The sequence below is a fragment of the Helicobacter sp. 16-1353 genome (assembly GCF_003288815.1).
In the GTDB taxonomy this organism is placed as follows: domain Bacteria; phylum Campylobacterota; class Campylobacteria; order Campylobacterales; family Helicobacteraceae; genus NHYM01.
In genome coordinates this window covers 18,153-33,295 of the sequence record NZ_NHYM01000010.1, presented here as the reverse complement: position 1 = coordinate 33,295, position 15,143 = coordinate 18,153, and the positions used below count along the sequence as shown (strand labels likewise).

General features: G+C 32.8%; 16 protein-coding genes. 3 read left to right on the top strand and 13 right to left on the bottom strand.

All coding sequences use genetic code 11. From position 1 onward, the window contains the following. Positions 1-14: 14 nt before the first annotated feature. The 3 genes from CCY99_RS07025 to CCY99_RS10000 all read left to right on the top strand — a co-directional run bounded on the left by CCY99_RS07025 (position 15) and on the right by CCY99_RS10000 (position 2,318). Positions 15-839 (top strand): DNA alkylation repair protein, encoded by an 825-nt coding sequence (locus CCY99_RS07025; protein WP_112060710.1) that lies wholly within the window; start codon positions 15-17, stop codon positions 837-839. Between the two features lie 16 nt (positions 840-855). Next, on the top strand, positions 856-1,359 hold the full coding sequence (locus tag CCY99_RS07020) for a prepilin-type N-terminal cleavage/methylation domain-containing protein (RefSeq protein ID WP_112060709.1): 504 nt from the start codon (positions 856-858) through the stop codon (positions 1,357-1,359). Between the two features lie 404 nt (positions 1,360-1,763). Next, positions 1,764-2,318: a type II secretion system protein gene (locus CCY99_RS10000; protein WP_181646882.1), complete on the top strand. Its 555-nt coding sequence runs from the start codon at positions 1,764-1,766 to the stop codon at positions 2,316-2,318. 474 nt (positions 2,319-2,792) lie between these two features. Here CCY99_RS10000 and efp read toward each other — a convergent pair whose 3' ends face one another. The 13 genes from efp to rpsU all read right to left on the bottom strand — a co-directional run bounded on the left by efp (position 2,793) and on the right by rpsU (position 15,052). Next, a complete protein-coding gene (gene efp / locus CCY99_RS07010; RefSeq protein ID WP_112060707.1) occupies positions 2,793-3,356 on the bottom strand; it encodes an elongation factor P in 564 nt (187 codons plus the stop codon). Between the two features lie 527 nt (positions 3,357-3,883). Further along, positions 3,884-4,807, bottom strand: coding sequence for a class II fructose-bisphosphate aldolase (locus CCY99_RS07000; RefSeq protein ID WP_112060705.1), 924 nt, complete (start codon positions 4,805-4,807; stop codon positions 3,884-3,886). Between the two features lie 16 nt (positions 4,808-4,823). Further along, positions 4,824-5,636, bottom strand: coding sequence for a peptidyl-prolyl cis-trans isomerase (locus CCY99_RS06995; RefSeq protein WP_112060704.1), 813 nt, complete (start codon positions 5,634-5,636; stop codon positions 4,824-4,826). A 78-nt stretch (positions 5,637-5,714) separates the two neighbouring features. After that, positions 5,715-6,191: a thermonuclease family protein gene (locus tag CCY99_RS06990; RefSeq protein ID WP_112060703.1), complete on the bottom strand. Its 477-nt coding sequence runs from the start codon at positions 6,189-6,191 to the stop codon at positions 5,715-5,717. Further along, positions 6,188-7,732, bottom strand: a complete 1,545-nt coding sequence (locus tag CCY99_RS06985) for an ABC transporter ATP-binding protein (RefSeq protein ID WP_181646881.1) — start codon at positions 7,730-7,732, stop codon at positions 6,188-6,190. Before CCY99_RS06985 ends, CCY99_RS06990 begins: the two co-directional genes overlap by 4 nt. Positions 7,733-7,736: 4 nt before the next feature. After that, positions 7,737-8,747 carry an ABC transporter permease gene (locus tag CCY99_RS06980; RefSeq protein ID WP_258443831.1) on the bottom strand — a complete coding sequence of 337 codons (1,011 nt, stop codon included), beginning with the start codon at positions 8,745-8,747 and terminating at the stop codon, positions 7,737-7,739. After that, complete coding sequence (yejB, locus tag CCY99_RS06975; RefSeq protein ID WP_112060701.1) at positions 8,744-9,784, bottom strand: microcin C ABC transporter permease YejB; 1,041 nt, start codon at positions 9,782-9,784, stop codon at positions 8,744-8,746. Before yejB ends, CCY99_RS06980 begins: the two co-directional genes overlap by 4 nt. Then, on the bottom strand, positions 9,781-11,553 hold the full coding sequence (locus CCY99_RS06970; protein WP_112060700.1) for an extracellular solute-binding protein: 1,773 nt from the start codon (positions 11,551-11,553) through the stop codon (positions 9,781-9,783). The genes yejB and CCY99_RS06970 overlap by 4 nt, the downstream gene beginning before the upstream one ends. 8 nt (positions 11,554-11,561) lie before the next feature. Further along, positions 11,562-12,503, bottom strand: a complete 942-nt coding sequence (gene accA, locus CCY99_RS06965; RefSeq protein ID WP_112060699.1) for an acetyl-CoA carboxylase carboxyl transferase subunit alpha — start codon at positions 12,501-12,503, stop codon at positions 11,562-11,564. Beyond that, positions 12,503-13,729 (bottom strand): beta-ketoacyl-ACP synthase II, encoded by a 1,227-nt coding sequence (locus CCY99_RS06960; protein WP_112060698.1) that lies wholly within the window; start codon positions 13,727-13,729, stop codon positions 12,503-12,505. The genes accA and CCY99_RS06960 overlap by 1 nt, the downstream gene beginning before the upstream one ends. 55 nt (positions 13,730-13,784) lie before the next feature. Beyond that, a complete protein-coding gene (gene acpP / locus CCY99_RS06955) occupies positions 13,785-14,018 on the bottom strand; it encodes an acyl carrier protein (protein WP_112060697.1) in 234 nt (77 codons plus the stop codon). Positions 14,019-14,079: 61 nt separating this feature from the next. Then, positions 14,080-14,823 (bottom strand): 3-oxoacyl-ACP reductase FabG, encoded by a 744-nt coding sequence (gene fabG, locus CCY99_RS06950; protein WP_112060696.1) that lies wholly within the window; start codon positions 14,821-14,823, stop codon positions 14,080-14,082. A 16-nt stretch (positions 14,824-14,839) separates the two neighbouring features. Further along, a complete protein-coding gene (rpsU, locus tag CCY99_RS06945) occupies positions 14,840-15,052 on the bottom strand; it encodes a 30S ribosomal protein S21 (RefSeq protein ID WP_112060695.1) in 213 nt (70 codons plus the stop codon). Positions 15,053-15,143 lie beyond the last annotated feature (91 nt).

The window sequence follows — 15,143 nt, the reverse complement described above, 5'->3', positions numbered from 1 at the left end:
TTTAAGGTATAAAATTGAATAATTTCATAAAATGTGAGCTAGAAAAACACAAGGATTCTAAATATGCGGAATTTAGCACGAGATTAACGCCCACAAAATATAAGATTATGGGTGTTAAGATTCCAATGCTACGAGATATTGCAAAGAGATTCTGCAAACATTATAAAAATGATATTTTAAGATACTTGCAAAATCCGCTTGTTGGGAACTTTGAGGAAATTATGATTTATGGAATGATTATTGGGAATCTAGCAGTAAAAAATGATGAGATTTTGCCAAGTCCAGCAAGTGAGATTCCGCCAAATGCGACTTTGGGAGGCAAGATTCTAAAAGCTAAGATTCCACAAAACGAGATTCTGCAAAATGAGATTCCAAAAAATAAGATTCTAGTAAGTAAAAGTGAGATTGAATCTTATATTATTAAATTTATGCCATATATCGATAATTGGGCGATTTGTGATGTGTTTAGTATGGGGCTTAAAAATCTTGCAAAGCAAAATAATGCATTTGATTTTATCCTTAAATTATTGCATAAAAACGCTGAATTTGAGGTGCGATTCGCCCTTGTGGCGTTAAATAGCCATTTTGTAAATGACAAATATATTACTAGAATCCTAGAGTTAGCCCCCACAATTAGGCACGATGGATATTATGTGAAAATGGCTTTAGCGTGGCTTATTAGCACTTGCTATATTAAATTTAGCGATAAAACAATGCCACTTTTTAAAAATCGCTCACTTGATAAATGGACGCACAATAAAGCAATATCAAAGATAAGCGATAGCCTAAGGGTTGGGAATAGCGATAAAATAATGCTAAAAAATATGAGAATAAAATAAATGCAAGGAGATATAAATGAAAAAAGCTTGGACAATGCTTGAATTAGTTTTCGTTATAGTGATTATTGGTGTGTTAGCATCAGTAGCCATACCTAGATTTGCGACAAATAGGATAGATGCAGAAGTGGCAATGGCTAGAAATGATATTTCAAATCTTTTAGAAGCAATTGAAGCTAGGGTTTTCGCTGAGAATCTTGACCCAACAGAATCTGCTCCAGATGGATTCTCAAATTGGGGTGAATGGATGATGGACACTGGCGGATTAGATAGAAGTAGATGGGAAGCTAGAGATAACACACTTGGACCTTTGGGAGATACTATCATAGATGGTAATCGCACTAATTTTTGTGGTCCAATTATCCAGCTTGACACAACTACAGGAGATTTGACATTCGACCCAAATCAAATACAAGATAATGAGGAGCAAAAAAGTGTATTTTGTGCGGATTTGAAAGATTCCTATCCAAGCGGAAGCAATAGAACAATACCACTTGAGTCAACAGATGAGGTTAAATTTTAATCATTAACATATTTAAAAATTAATTTAAGTAATAAATATAAGATTAGGAACTTCGCTTTGCTTATTAGAAGCTATGCTTTCCTAAGCACCGCAATTTAATGCTAACGCTTCCTTAAAAACTCTCCAAAAGTTTTAAAAATTGCTTTAGAGGTTTTTAAATATTAAAATAGATTCTAATATTAGGAAACTTCGCTTTGCTCGTTTTACAGCTAACGCTTCTCGCCCCTTGAGTGTGCAAAAATCAGGATTCAAGGGAGCAGTAATCCTCCCACCTGATTTTACAAAAGAATTATCTTTAAGTAAAAATTAAAAAAAAAAAAGTTTATAATTCGTTTACTTTATCAAATAAATTTGCATATTCACATATCTAATTTGATAAAAATTGTATATATAAAGGAGATATTATGAATACAAGAAGTGGTTTCTCTATGATTGAATTAGTTTTCGTTATTGTTATACTAGGAGTTTTAGCGGCTGTTGCTGTTCCTAGATTTGTAACCACTAGAACCGATGCACAAGTTGCAATGGCTAGAAGTGATATTGCTTCCACTCTAAAAGCAATCCCAGCTAGGGTTTTCGCTGAGAATCTTGACCCAACAGCTTCTGCTGCTCCAGATGGATATGCTTCGTGGGGAGAGTGGATTATTGATACAGGTGGATTAGATAGAAGTAGATGGGGAGTAGGCGGAAACCCACTACCAAGTGTAAGTGCGACTAGAGGAGTGCAGCCAATAGGAAATGTGCGAAATAACTTTGCTTCTTCGACTTCTCCAACTGCTAATGTTACAGGTGGTTGTGGAATGGCTTTGGGAATAGATGGAAATGGTAATCTTATCTTTAATCCGGGACATTTTGGTGGACAAAATACAGGAACATTCTGTGATAATCTAAAAAATTCCTATCCTAGTGGTTCTAATAGAATAATCCCACTTGCCACAACAGGGGCAGTTAAATTCTAAATCTTATTATATTAAGGGCTTAATCCCTTAATATAAACTTCAAATAATGCTTAAATATCTTAAAAGATTCTAACTTTTCTTTAAAATTAAAGTTTATATTGAAATATATTTGGAGATTCTAGATAAAGTAGTTTTGATTATAGGAATCTCAGCCTACGGAGTAAATCTTAAGCTTTAGATATTAATCTAATATTAGGATTCCACTATCAATTCTTTTGCTTCTAGTGGAACTAATACTATTTTATGTAATAATCTTGGAGATTCTTCAATCCAAATGATTCTAATAGAATAATCCCACTTGCCATAATAGGGGCAGTTAGATTCTAAATCTCTAATAAAAAAGGGTTAATCCCTTTTTTATAGAATCCTTATAAACACCAACTTATATAATATTAAAATAAATAAAATCTAGATTCTATCTCGCACTTTGGCAAACATCATTGTGATTATAAGAAACTTCTTTAAAAGTAAATATTATTTCACTTTCTCCAAATACTCGCCAGTTTCGGTGTTTACCTTTATCGTTTCGCCCTCTAGCACATGAAAAGGCACTTGCACGACTGCACCAGTTTCTAATGTGGCTGGTTTTTTAGAGCCCGAAGATGTATCGCCCTTGAAGTTTGGGGCAGTTTGCGTGATTAGAAGCTCGACTGCTTGAGGGACATCAACTGAAATCGCCTTATTATTATGAAATAAAATAGATACGGAATTACCCTCTTTTAGCCACTTCGCCACATCGCCTACTTGTGCCTCGCTTAGGGCGATTTGCTCGTATGTGGCACTATCCATAAATTGGAAAGAATCGCCGTCGTGATATAAATACTGCATAGTTTTTTCTTCAATATTTGGCTCTTTACACTTATCTCCAGCGTGGAAAGTCTTTTCAATCACCTTGCCATCTAAAAACGACTTGATTTTTGCCCTGACGAATGCTGGACCTTTTCCGGGCTTTACATGTTGATATTCTACGATTCTATAAGGTGTGCCGTCGATTTCGATTTTTAGACCTTTTTTTAATTCACTCATTCCTATTGCCATTTTTTTCCTTTGTTGTAGTTTGATGAAATTTTATAAAATTAATTTTTAAATTTAAGTGTTTTTGTGAATCTGAAATCTATTTAGATTCTGCTAGTCCTCGCAATTTGATTCAATGGGGGACAAGAGTTTAAAGCGATGAATTTGCCAAAAATAAAGTTTCTTATATAAAGGCAAAGCCCTTACAAAGCCACTTTTCCATAGAACCATATTTTATTTTTTTAAGCGTCCTGTTTAGTAAGGGGGACAAGGGGCTGATGATTTGCCAAAGGCAAAACGCAGTTTCTAGCAAAAGCGAAATTCACTCCCCACACCTATTGCAATCTCCCCCAAAGCGTAGCTTCTTGGAAAATGAAGCTTTAGCCTCGTTTCCTTGCCAACCCCCGATGACGCTTCTTAAGGGCTGTGCTTCGCACAGAACTAAGAATTTTATGAAACATTACTTTAGTAATTTTTAAAGATTCCGTGAGGCGATAGCCTCACATTTTAAATGGATAAAAACGCTTTTTAAGGATTCTTCGCCAAGAATCTTAGATTTTCCCATCGCTCCCTAGAATCTTAATCCGCTCAATTATTAATTTTCTTAACGCCTCTTTACCCGGGGTAAAGAATTTTCTTAAATCAAATTGCGTATTGTCGTTATTTGCGACTTTTCGCACTTCCGCGATAAAGGCTATCCGCAAATCTGTATCCGTATTTACCTTATTTATCCCACCTTTTATGGATTCTTGTAAAAATTCAAAAGGCACACCTTTTGAGCCTTTCAAATCGCCTCCAGTGGATAGAAACGCTTCCTTTACATATTCTGGAATCGCACTTGCCCCGTGCAAAACTAGCGGAATATTTGTCAATCTTTTTACTTCTTGCAATCGCTCAAAATCAAGCTTCGGCTCTCCTTTGAATTTAAAAGCCCCGTGGCTCGTGCCAATGGCTGGAGCTAGGGAATCCACCTTGCTTTCTTTGACGAATATTTCTGCTTCCTTTGGATTGATTAGCACGGCGTCTTTTTCGCTCACGCTAATATTATCCTCAATCCCCATCAATCGCCCAAGCTCCGCTTCTACGCTCACTCCGTGCTTATGTGCCATTTCGACAACCTTAGAGGTTAGCTCTAAATTTTCATCAAATGGGTGATGAGAAGCATCAATCATCACAGAGGTAAATCCCGCCTCCACCGCATTTTTACAAGATTCAAAAGTAGTCCCGTGATCTAAATGCAACGCAACTGGAATATGTGGATATTTCTTAGATAGAATCTTTACCATTCCTACAGCCATATCGATTCCAAGATATTTTATAGCCCCTTCACTTGCTTGAACTATAATCGGTGCATTTGCCTCATTTGCCGCTTCAAAAATCGAGCTTAGCATTTCGTAATTTACGAAGTTAAAAGCCCCAACGCCGTAATATTCCTTATGTGCTTTTTGTAATATTTCATTGCCAGAAACTAGCATAATTATTTCCTTAACTTTATTTAACGACTACTTTTGCCTTTTTGCGTAAATCTTGTGCTTTTTGTGATACAACTTCTCTAAATTTCATTAGTTGTAATTCTTGCTCTATTCTAGGTTTTATCTCATCATAGCTACTAACACCCTGTGGTTTTTTGGATTCCAAAAATATCACATGATAGCCAAAATCAGTTTTTACTGGTGTTTTTGTATATGTATTTGGTTTTAGTGCAAATGCTGCATTTGAAAAGCTTGGAACCATTTGTTCTTTTGTAAAAGCTGGTAATTCTCCACCATTAGCAGCACTTGGGTCTTTTGATTTAGATTTTGCTAATTCAATAAATTTCTTTTCAGCATCACTAGGTTTTACTTTATTTAGCTCATTTATAATATCTTGAGCCTCTTTTTGGGTTTCCACTAAAATATGTCTAGCACTAGCAGTTTCAGGAACAATAAATTTATCTTTATTTTCATTATAAAATTTCCTAATCTCGATATCGCTAATTTTTATATTATCTATTTGTTTTCTCATCCATAATTCAAGCAATAAAGTATCTTTAAAATCCTCTAAGGCTTCTTTATATTCCTTTGTATTTTCAAGTTTTTCTTTTTTCGCTTCTTTTGTTAGTAATTTTCGCTCGATTGCCTGCTCTACAGCTTTATCTTTCATTTCTTTTGGAAGGGTATCAAAATCAACATTAGGCATCGCTTGTCTTAAAAACAACATATCTTTATCAGTAATATCTTCTCCATCAACTGTCGCATAGACTTTTGCATAAGCACCAGTCATTAAAACGCTAGCTAAGCCTAAACTTATTAAAAATTTTTTCACTATTTTTCTCCTGCAAGGTATTTTAAATATATAAGCTTAGATTCTACAATTTAGCTTACTTTATGTCAATAAATTTAATTAATAGGAATTCTTAAAACAATCCATTTCATTATAAAAACTATTCCATAAACCATTTCTATTTTTTATAGCCAAATCTTGCAAATATAATAATCGATTCAAAAACTCCATATCCAAGATTCCATTTTTATTTACCACACCATAGCCATCTTTAATGATTTTTTCGTTGAAATTAGTATTCCCATAACTAAGAATGCAAAATCCATTTTCTATCCTAACACTATATAGTTGCTCCAAATTAAGATTATTTTGAAAATAACCAATAGATTGATGGCTCATTTTCTTAAAAGATTCCACTATGCATTGATTATCCCTCCCATAAAATGGCACGGCAACGCCTAAAAGCGAACATTCAAATGAACTTTTTGCTAATCTAAAAACCAAACGATTTGGATTATAGTAGCTATTAAGTAGGAACTTACCCTCTCCGCCAAATGCAAGATTAAACAATAATATAAAAATAATAATTTTTTTCATAAAATAGATTCTATTAATGTTTTTGTATAAGGATTCTGTGGATTTTCTAGAATCTCAATATCACCATATTCTTTGATATTTCCATCTTTTAAAATAAGCACTTTATCGCAAATTGAACGAACAACATACAAATCATGTGTAATAAAAATATATGTTAAATTAAATTTTATTTGCAAATCTAGCAATAATTCTAAAATCTGTTTTTGGGTGATTTTATCTAAAGCACTAGTTGGTTCATCTAAAATCAAAAGTTCTGGATTTAAGATAAGTGCCCTTGCAATAGATACTCTCTGTCTTTGCCCTCCGCTAAGTTCGTGTGGGAATCTGTGTGCAAATGTAGAATCCAAACCTACACATTTTAAAAAATCTATGATTAAGTGGCTAGAATCTTTGCCTTTATAATGGACTTCTAAACCCTCTTTGATTATATCTCGTATTCTATGACGCGGATTTAGCGATGAAAAAGGGTCTTGAAATACGATTTGGATATGTTTTCTAAAATGCCTAAAATCCACAATATCTTTATAGTTTCTACCCTCAAAGCTAATATCCCCGCTATAATCTAAAAGTTTAATCAATGAAAGTGCTAATGTGCTTTTTCCGCTTCCACTCTCCCCTACTACGCCCAAAATCGAGCCTTTGTGTAATGTAAAATTGATATTATTTAAGATTTGCTTATATTCATTTTTACCAAACATATGTTTTTTAGATAGATGTTTTACGCTTAGATTTTCCACTGATAAAAGAATAGAATCTGCGATTTTAAGATGTGTTTTTGGAATATGTAGCGATGATATGAGATTTTTAAGATAATCGCTTTTAGGATTCGACAAAATCGATATATCGCCACTCTCAACAATACTTCCACCTTTTAAAACAATGATATTTTGGGCATATTTAGATACTATATTTACATTATGTGTAATTAAAATAATAGAAATATTTAGCCTTTCTTTTAATGATTTAAGCAAATCTAAAATTTGTATTTGGAGATTCGCATCAAGTGCGGTTATAGGCTCATCTGCGATTATAATCTTGGGATTATTTGCTAATGCAATGGCAATCAAAACTCTCTGTCTTTGCCCTCCGCTAAGTTCGTGCGGGAATTTTAAAGCAAATGTAGAATCCAAACCTACAAGATTTAATAACTCCAAAAAACGATTATTGATAGTTTGGGAATCTAGATTCTTATTATGGATTTTTATCATTTCTATAATTTGTTTTTTTATCGTGTGCAAAGGATTTAACGCAGAAAGTGGCTCTTGTGGAATATATGATATTTCTTTTCCACGCAAATTTCGCATTTCCTTTTGGCTTAATTTCAATATATTCTTACCACAAAATTCTATACTACCATTAATATTACTAATCTCATTATCATTAAATAATCTTAATACACTATGACTAAATAAGGTTTTTCCGCTTCCACTCTCGCCGATAATGCCAAAAATTTCGCCTTTTTTAATAGTGAAATGTATATTATTAAGTGTAAAAATATTACGATAACAAAAACCAAAATTATTAACTTTTAGTATATCCATTTGGCTATCCATTATATTTTCTGCTATCAAGGCTATCTCGAACGCCTTCGCCAATAAAAACAAGCAACGATAGAATCAAGCTAACTGCCACAAATCCCACAATACCGATATGAGGGGAATTGATATTATCTTTACCTTGATTTAATATCTCCCCAAGTGAGGCATAAGATGGTGGCATTCCAAAACCTAAAAAATCAAGTGAGGTTAGGGTTGCAATAGAACCTGCCACAATAAATGGAAAATATGTAGTAATCGATATTAAGGCATTTGGTAAGATATGTTTAAAAATAATACCAAAATTAGACACCCCGAGTGCTTTTGATGCTTTTATATAATCAAAATTTCTAGTTCTTAGAAACTCAGCTCTAACAAGCCCAACCAAACTCATCCACGAAAACAATAAAACAAAACCCAAGATTCTCCAAAAAGTCGGGGTAATAAAGCTTGATATAATAATTAATAAAAATAAGATTGGCACAGAAGTCCAAATCTCAACAAATCGCTGAGAAAATATATCAATTTTACCGCCATAATATCCTTGTATAGCCCCTATACAAACACCTATAACACTACTTAACACACTTAAAACAATACCAAATATAAGCGAGATTCTAACACCATAAATCAATCGTGCAAGTAAATCCCTGCCCTTATCATCTGTGCCTAAATAATTTTTAGCACTAGGTGGAGTTGGTGGTGGAGATGGCAAATCATAAATAATAGTATTATAACTATATGGAATTAGAGCCCAAATAACGATAGAATCCTTTGTAAGCTCCTTAAAATACGGGTCTTTATAATCTGTATAATTTTCAAATTCCCCGCCAAATTCCACTTCGGCATAATTATGAAAAATAGGAAAATAAGCCTTAGAATCCTTATAAACAAAAAGCGGTTTATCATTTGCGATAAATTCTGCAAACATACTTATAATAAAAATGATGATGAAAAGAATCAACGAAAAATAAGATAATTTTTTACTTTTAAATCTATACCAAAAATTACGCACGATTATCTCTTCTCAAAATCTATTCTTGGGTCTATCAAAGCATATGTTAAATCACTAATAATACCCATAATAAGCCCTAAAAGTGTAAAAATATAAAGTGATGCAAAAACGATTGGGTAATCTCTATTGACAATAGATTCATACCCTAAAAGACCTAATCCATCAAGACTAAATATAATCTCAATCATAAGAGAGCCTGTAAAAAACATAGCCAAAAAAGCACTAGGAAATGACGCTATGACGATTAACATTGCGTTTCTAAAAATATGTCCATATAGAATCCCATTTTCACTTAAACCTTTTGTTTTGGCGATTAATACATATTGCTTATTAATTTCATCTAAGAATGAATTTTTAACCAATAAAGTCAATGTGGCAAATCCGCCAATTGTTATACAAAAAACAGGCAATGTAATATGCCAAAGATAATCTAATATTTTTCCCCCTAATGTTAGAGAATGGAAATCATCACTTACTATACCTTTTAATGGAAAAATATCAAGATAATTCCCACCACAAAACAAAATAATAAATAAAATAGCTAATAAAAATGCTGGTATAGAATACGCAAGGATAATAAAAGCACTTGAGAGCATATCGAATTTTGAGCCATTTTTTACCGCTTTTCTAATGCCAAGCGGAATAGAAATAAGATATATCAATAAAGTGCTAAAGATTCCAAGTGAAATGGAAACAGGTAGTTTTTCTTTAATAATATCAATAACCTTGCTTTTTCTATAAAAACTTTCGCCAAAATCAAAGGAAATATAATTTTTTATCATTATAAAAAATCTCTCCAAAATAGGCTTATCAAATCCATATAATTGCTCAATCTCTTTTATTAAATCTTCACTTAAGCCTTGTTTGCCACGATATTGGTCATTATTTTGGAACGATTCTTGTGTGGATAATGTGCTATATTTAGCAATCATTAACTCCACAGGACCGCCCGGAGAGAGTTGGATTATCGCGAAATTTATACACATTATTCCAAAAATAGTAGGAATAAGAAGCAATATACGCTTAAGAATATATTCTCTCATTGGTGATGTTCTATTTCCTTATTTTCTTTTTCCTTTACCCACCAAGTAAAAATATCAAAATCATATAATGGGGATATAGCTGGATATTCAAATTTATCCCAAAAAGCTACGCGAAAACTATTGGAATAAAAATGTGGAATTACATAATATCCCCAAAGTAGGATTCTATCTAAAGCTCTAGTATAAGCGATTTGTGTCATTTTATCTTTAGCATTAATGATATTATCAACTAAAAAATCTATATCTTTAGATTCTATTCTTGCATAATTTCTACTACCATTTGTATTTGCACTTTGAGAACTCCAAAAATATCTCTGTTCATTGCCCGGAAACAGCGATTGTGGGATAACAGCTACAATCATATCATAATCAAAATGATTAAGTCTATTAATATAGCTTCCAACATCAATCAAGCGAATACTAGCATCAATCCCTAGAATCTTAAGATTCTCAGTAAATGGCAAAGCCACGCGTTCCATTGCTTTTGAAACTAATAGAATCTCAAATTTAAAAGGTTTGTTATCCTTATATAGTTTATTATTAAATGATTTCCAACCAGCTTGTTTTAGTAAATCTTGAGCTTTTAATAACGCTATTCTTTTTTCTTGCGTATTATTGAATTCAGGTATATAAAATACAGAATCTAGAATCTTACTATCTACATTTAGTTTTTTTAAAATATCTAATTCCAATCCGCTTGGCAAACCACTTGAGGCAAAAATAGAATTATCAAAAAAACTTTTTGTTCGCTTATATTGATTAAAAAAAAGATTCTTATTACTCCAGCTAAAATCAAATGCATAAAATAATGCTTCACGAACGCGAATATCACTAAATATATCGCGTTTGGTATTCATAAAAAATCCCTGCATACCGCTAGGAAGTGAGTTTTTAAAAGCTACTTGTTTTAATTCTCCACTTTTCTTTCCCTTTCCATCATATCCAACCGCCCAAACCTTAGCACTAGATTCTAATCTATAATCATACGCCTTACTTTTAAAGGCTTCTAGGGCGACATTATCATCTTTGTAATATTCATAGGAAACTTCATCAAAGTTAAATTGACCTATTCTTGTTGGGTGATTTATAGCCCAATAATCCTTAATTCGTTCATATGTGATTTTTCTACCAACCTCAAAATCTTTAATTCTATAAGGTCCGCTACCTAGTGGTATCAAAAGGGGATTAGATTCAAACTCTTTATCTTTATAAAAATGCTCTGGAAGTATGCTTAATTGTCCTAAAATCAGGGGCAATTCACGATTATCGCTATTACTAAAAATAAACTTAATTTGTCTATCATTTAGTATTTGAACATCTTCTACATCAATATAATATTGTTTTATTAGAGGATTGCCATATTTCATTAGAATATCAAAACTAAATTTTACATCACTTGGTTTAATCGGCTCACCATCATTGAATCTTGCCTTTGGGTTAATAGTAAAAATCACACAATTATTACAAGTCTCAATCTTACAAGCTACAAGACCATATTCACTAAATGGCTCATCTTTGCTTTGGATTGTTAGTGTGTCATAGATTAATTCCAAACCTTCGGCTTTTGTGCCTTTCACTACAAATTGATTAAATGAATCAAAAGTGCCAAGTGCATACGCCCTTAAAATCCCACCCTTAGGAGCATTTGGATTGACATAATCAAAATGAGTTAGATTCTCGTATTTAATACTACCATCGATAGAAATATAATTTTTAGCAATAAGGAAAGGATTAAAAATAAAAAGTAACAATACAATTCTTACAATCATACTATAACTTATACTATTGGAGATTCAGAGAAAACCCCATAAGACATTATTTTATTATATCTATTAGCAAGAAAATTTTTATCGCTTCTAATTTCTTTTAGCGATGTTAAAAAATACTCAGCAATAGCATCTGCAGCACCTACTTTATCGCGATGAGCACCGACGATAGGCTCTTTTATTATTGCATCGATTAATTTTGCTTGATATAAATACTCTGGTATGACTTTAAGCGATTTTGTCGCATTTTCAACCTTTAGGGGGTCGTTCCACAATATCGCCGAGCAACCTTCGGGAGAAATAACGCTAAATATAGAATACTCCATCATAGCAAGTCTATCAGCAACGCTAATAGCTAATGCCCCGCCACTTCCGCCTTCACCTATTACAACTGCTACAGTTGGCACTTTTAATGAGCTAAATTCTAATAGATTCCTTGCTATTGCTTCACTTTGTCCTCGTTGTTCTGCACCAATGCCCGGATACGCTCCAGCAGTATCTACAAGCATTAGAATGGGGATATTAAATTTTTCTGCGATTTTGGCTACTCTAAGTGCTTTACGATAACCCTCAGGATTCGGCATACCAAAATTTCTTATAATCTTATTTTTTGTTCCCCTACCCTTTTCCTCAGCGATTACCATAGTTGTTTGACCTTGAATTTTACCAATAAAACAAACTATTGCTAAATCATCTTTAAAATGCCTATCTCCGTGTATTTCATAGGAATCTGTCAAAAAAATCTCTATATAATCCATTGAATATGGTCTATCGGGATGACGAGCTAATTGTAATTTTTGATAATCTGTGAGGTTGGAATATAATACCTTAACCTCATCTTCTAATTCTTTTGAGAGAATATTTTGTGCGTGAATATCCCCTCGAATCACTGCGGATTCAATATCATCTTGAATATTTTTTAATTTTTTTTCAAAATCTAGATAGGTTAGCATTATATTTTCTTAAAAATTAAAACGCCATTTGTGCCACCAAAACCAAATGAATTACTCATAACGCAATTAATTTTTGCATCTCTTGCTGTATTTGGAATATAGTCCAAATCGCATTCAGGGTCTCTTGTGAATTGATTAATAGTAGGAGGTAAGATAGAATATTTCATTGATAAGATGGAGATGGCTGCTTCTATAGCACCTGCCGCTCCTAAGCAATGCCCAATCTGCCCTTTAGTTGAACTAACGGGCGGAACATTATCTTTGCCACCAAAAACATTTTTAATTGCAATGGTTTCATATAAATCATTATATTTCGTGCTTGTTCCGTGAGCATTAATATAATCTATCTTGCTATTTGCCATTGATACTGCTAATTTCATAGCACGAAACGCACCTTCTCCATTTGGTGATGGTGTAGTTATATGATATGCATCTCCACTTTCCCCATAGCCAACAATCTCTGCATAAATATTAGCACCTCTTGCTTTTGCGTTATCATAAGATTCTAATACAAGCGTAGCAGAGCCTTCTCCCATAACAAACCCATCTCTACTATTGTCAAATGGTCTGCTTGCGGTTTGTGGGTCGTCATTTCTACTGCTTAATGCTTTCATTGCGGCAAACCCACCAATACCAACAGGACAAATTGCAGATTCTGCACCAATTGCAAGCATTATATCCGCACCACCTAAAACTATAGTTTTATATGCCTCAATAATAGCGTGAGCTCCAGCGGCACAAGCAGTTACACTTGATAAATTTGGACCTTTTAAATTATATTCTATTGAAACAAAACCACTTAACATATTTACTAATGATGAGGGAATAAAAAAAGGATTAATCCTTCTTGGACCTTTTTCAAAACAAGCTATGGAATTTTTCTCTATATTACCCAATCCGCCAATACCAGAACCTGAACTAATACCAAATCTATTAAAATCAAGCTCTTTATTGTTAATCAAACCAGAATCTTCCATAGCCTCTTTTGAAGACTGCAGGGCTAATTGTATAAACCTGTCTGCTTTTTTCACTTCCCTAGCATCCATAACACTAGCAGGATTAAAATCGATGATTTCTCCAGCTATCTTGATAGGCATATTTTCGGTATCAAAAGAAGTAATATTCTTAATACCGCATTTACCATCAACAATAGCCTTAAAAGAACTTTCTTTAGTTAATCCTAAGGAATTTATCATTCCTATACCAGTAACAACAACCCTTTGCATTTTGTCTCCTAAAGTATTCCTAAAAGTATATATTTAAGATAGATATTTAAAAAATTTATTTTTTATTTTTTTCTATATAATCTACAACATCTTTTACTGTTGCTATTTTTTCAGCTTCCTCATCTGGAATCTCAATCTCAAACTTTTCTTCTAACGCCATAACCAATTCAACAACATCAAGAGAATCTGCACCTAAATCATCAACAAATCTTGATTCTAACTTTATTTCACTCTCATTCACACTCAACTGCTCAACAATAACTGATTTTACCTCATCAAATACTGCCATAATAACTCCTTATAAACTTGTAATATAAATAAAAAAACAATTGTAGCAAAAATAATATAAATTACATATACAATCCGCCATTAACCCTTAACACCTCACCTGTAATGTAACTAGCACTATCGCTAAGCAAAAATGCTACCGCATTAGCAATCTCGACACCACTTGCCAAACGACCCAATGGTATATTTTTAATATACATATCTTTTATTTCATCTTTCAAACTAGATGTCATTTCTGTATCTACAAAACCCGGAGTAATAACATTAAATCTAATATTTCTTGGTGCACCTTCATAGGCAAAAGATTTACTCATAGCGATTATTCCACCTTTTGAAGCGGCATAATTCGTTTGTCCGGTATTTCCTCTTTCTCCAACTATTGATGATATATTAACAATACTGCCAAATTTATTTTTAGACATAATTTTTAATGCCTCTCTACAGCCAATAAAAGTAGAAAGTAGATTACTTTGTATTACATTCATAAAATCTTCACTCTTCATTCTAAGGGCTAATTTATCATTTGTGATTCCAGCATTATTAACGAGGTAATCTAATCCCCCATCACAATCTACAATAGCTTTGAAAGCATCAATAATCTCATTTTCTTTCGTTACATCAAAAGCTATAATACTAGCACTTCCGCCATTATTTTCTATATATTCTTTTACACGAAGTGCTGAATCTTGATTATTTCTATAATTAATCCATACTTTTAGGTTATAGCTTCCCAAGATTCTAGCTATATCTGCTCCAATACCTTTACTTGCACCTGTAACTAAAACATTTTTACCGCTAAATTTCATAAAAATACCTTAAATTTTATAATCTAGATTCGTATCGCCTTAAAACATATAGTCGTTTTAACATTTTCTTTTTGGCATTAATCTTTTGCTTTTTACGCTTTTCAGTTTGCGATTCAAAAAATCTCCTAGCTCTACTTTCGGTAACTACAAGATTTCTATCAGCTTGTTTCTTAAACCTTCTATAAGCTTCATCAAAACTCTCATTCTCTCTTATTTTAATTCCGGGCATCTATATCACCACCATTCTTTATTAAGATTAAAAGTTGAAATAGTAACAAAAAAAATTAAAAAAACAAATAAAGACCTTTTTAGCCATAAAG

What these genes read in the sequence shown, in the direction of transcription:
- efp (WP_112060707.1), bottom strand. Translation starts at nt 3,356, where the DNA reads ATGGCAATAGGAATGAGTGAATTAAAAAAAGGTCTAAAAATCGAAATC.
- CCY99_RS07020 (WP_112060709.1), top strand. Translation starts at nt 856, where the DNA reads ATGAAAAAAGCTTGGACAATGCTTGAATTAGTTTTCGTTATAGTGATT.
- acpP (WP_112060697.1), bottom strand. Translation starts at nt 14,018, where the DNA reads ATGGCAGTATTTGATGAGGTAAAATCAGTTATTGTTGAGCAGTTGAGT.
- CCY99_RS10000 (WP_181646882.1), top strand. Translation starts at nt 1,764, where the DNA reads ATGAATACAAGAAGTGGTTTCTCTATGATTGAATTAGTTTTCGTTATT.
- yejB (WP_112060701.1), bottom strand. Translation starts at nt 9,784, where the DNA reads ATGAGAGAATATATTCTTAAGCGTATATTGCTTCTTATTCCTACTATT.
- CCY99_RS06970 (WP_112060700.1), bottom strand. Translation starts at nt 11,553, where the DNA reads ATGATTGTAAGAATTGTATTGTTACTTTTTATTTTTAATCCTTTCCTT.
- CCY99_RS06990 (WP_112060703.1), bottom strand. Translation starts at nt 6,191, where the DNA reads ATGAAAAAAATTATTATTTTTATATTATTGTTTAATCTTGCATTTGGC.
- rpsU (WP_112060695.1), bottom strand. Translation starts at nt 15,052, where the DNA reads ATGCCCGGAATTAAAATAAGAGAGAATGAGAGTTTTGATGAAGCTTAT.
- CCY99_RS07000 (WP_112060705.1), bottom strand. Translation starts at nt 4,807, where the DNA reads ATGCTAGTTTCTGGCAATGAAATATTACAAAAAGCACATAAGGAATAT.
- fabG (WP_112060696.1), bottom strand. Translation starts at nt 14,823, where the DNA reads ATGAAATTTAGCGGTAAAAATGTTTTAGTTACAGGTGCAAGTAAAGGT.
- CCY99_RS06985 (WP_181646881.1), bottom strand. Translation starts at nt 7,732, where the DNA reads ATGGATATACTAAAAGTTAATAATTTTGGTTTTTGTTATCGTAATATT.
- accA (WP_112060699.1), bottom strand. Translation starts at nt 12,503, where the DNA reads ATGCTAACCTATCTAGATTTTGAAAAAAAATTAAAAAATATTCAAGAT.
- CCY99_RS06960 (WP_112060698.1), bottom strand. Translation starts at nt 13,729, where the DNA reads ATGCAAAGGGTTGTTGTTACTGGTATAGGAATGATAAATTCCTTAGGA.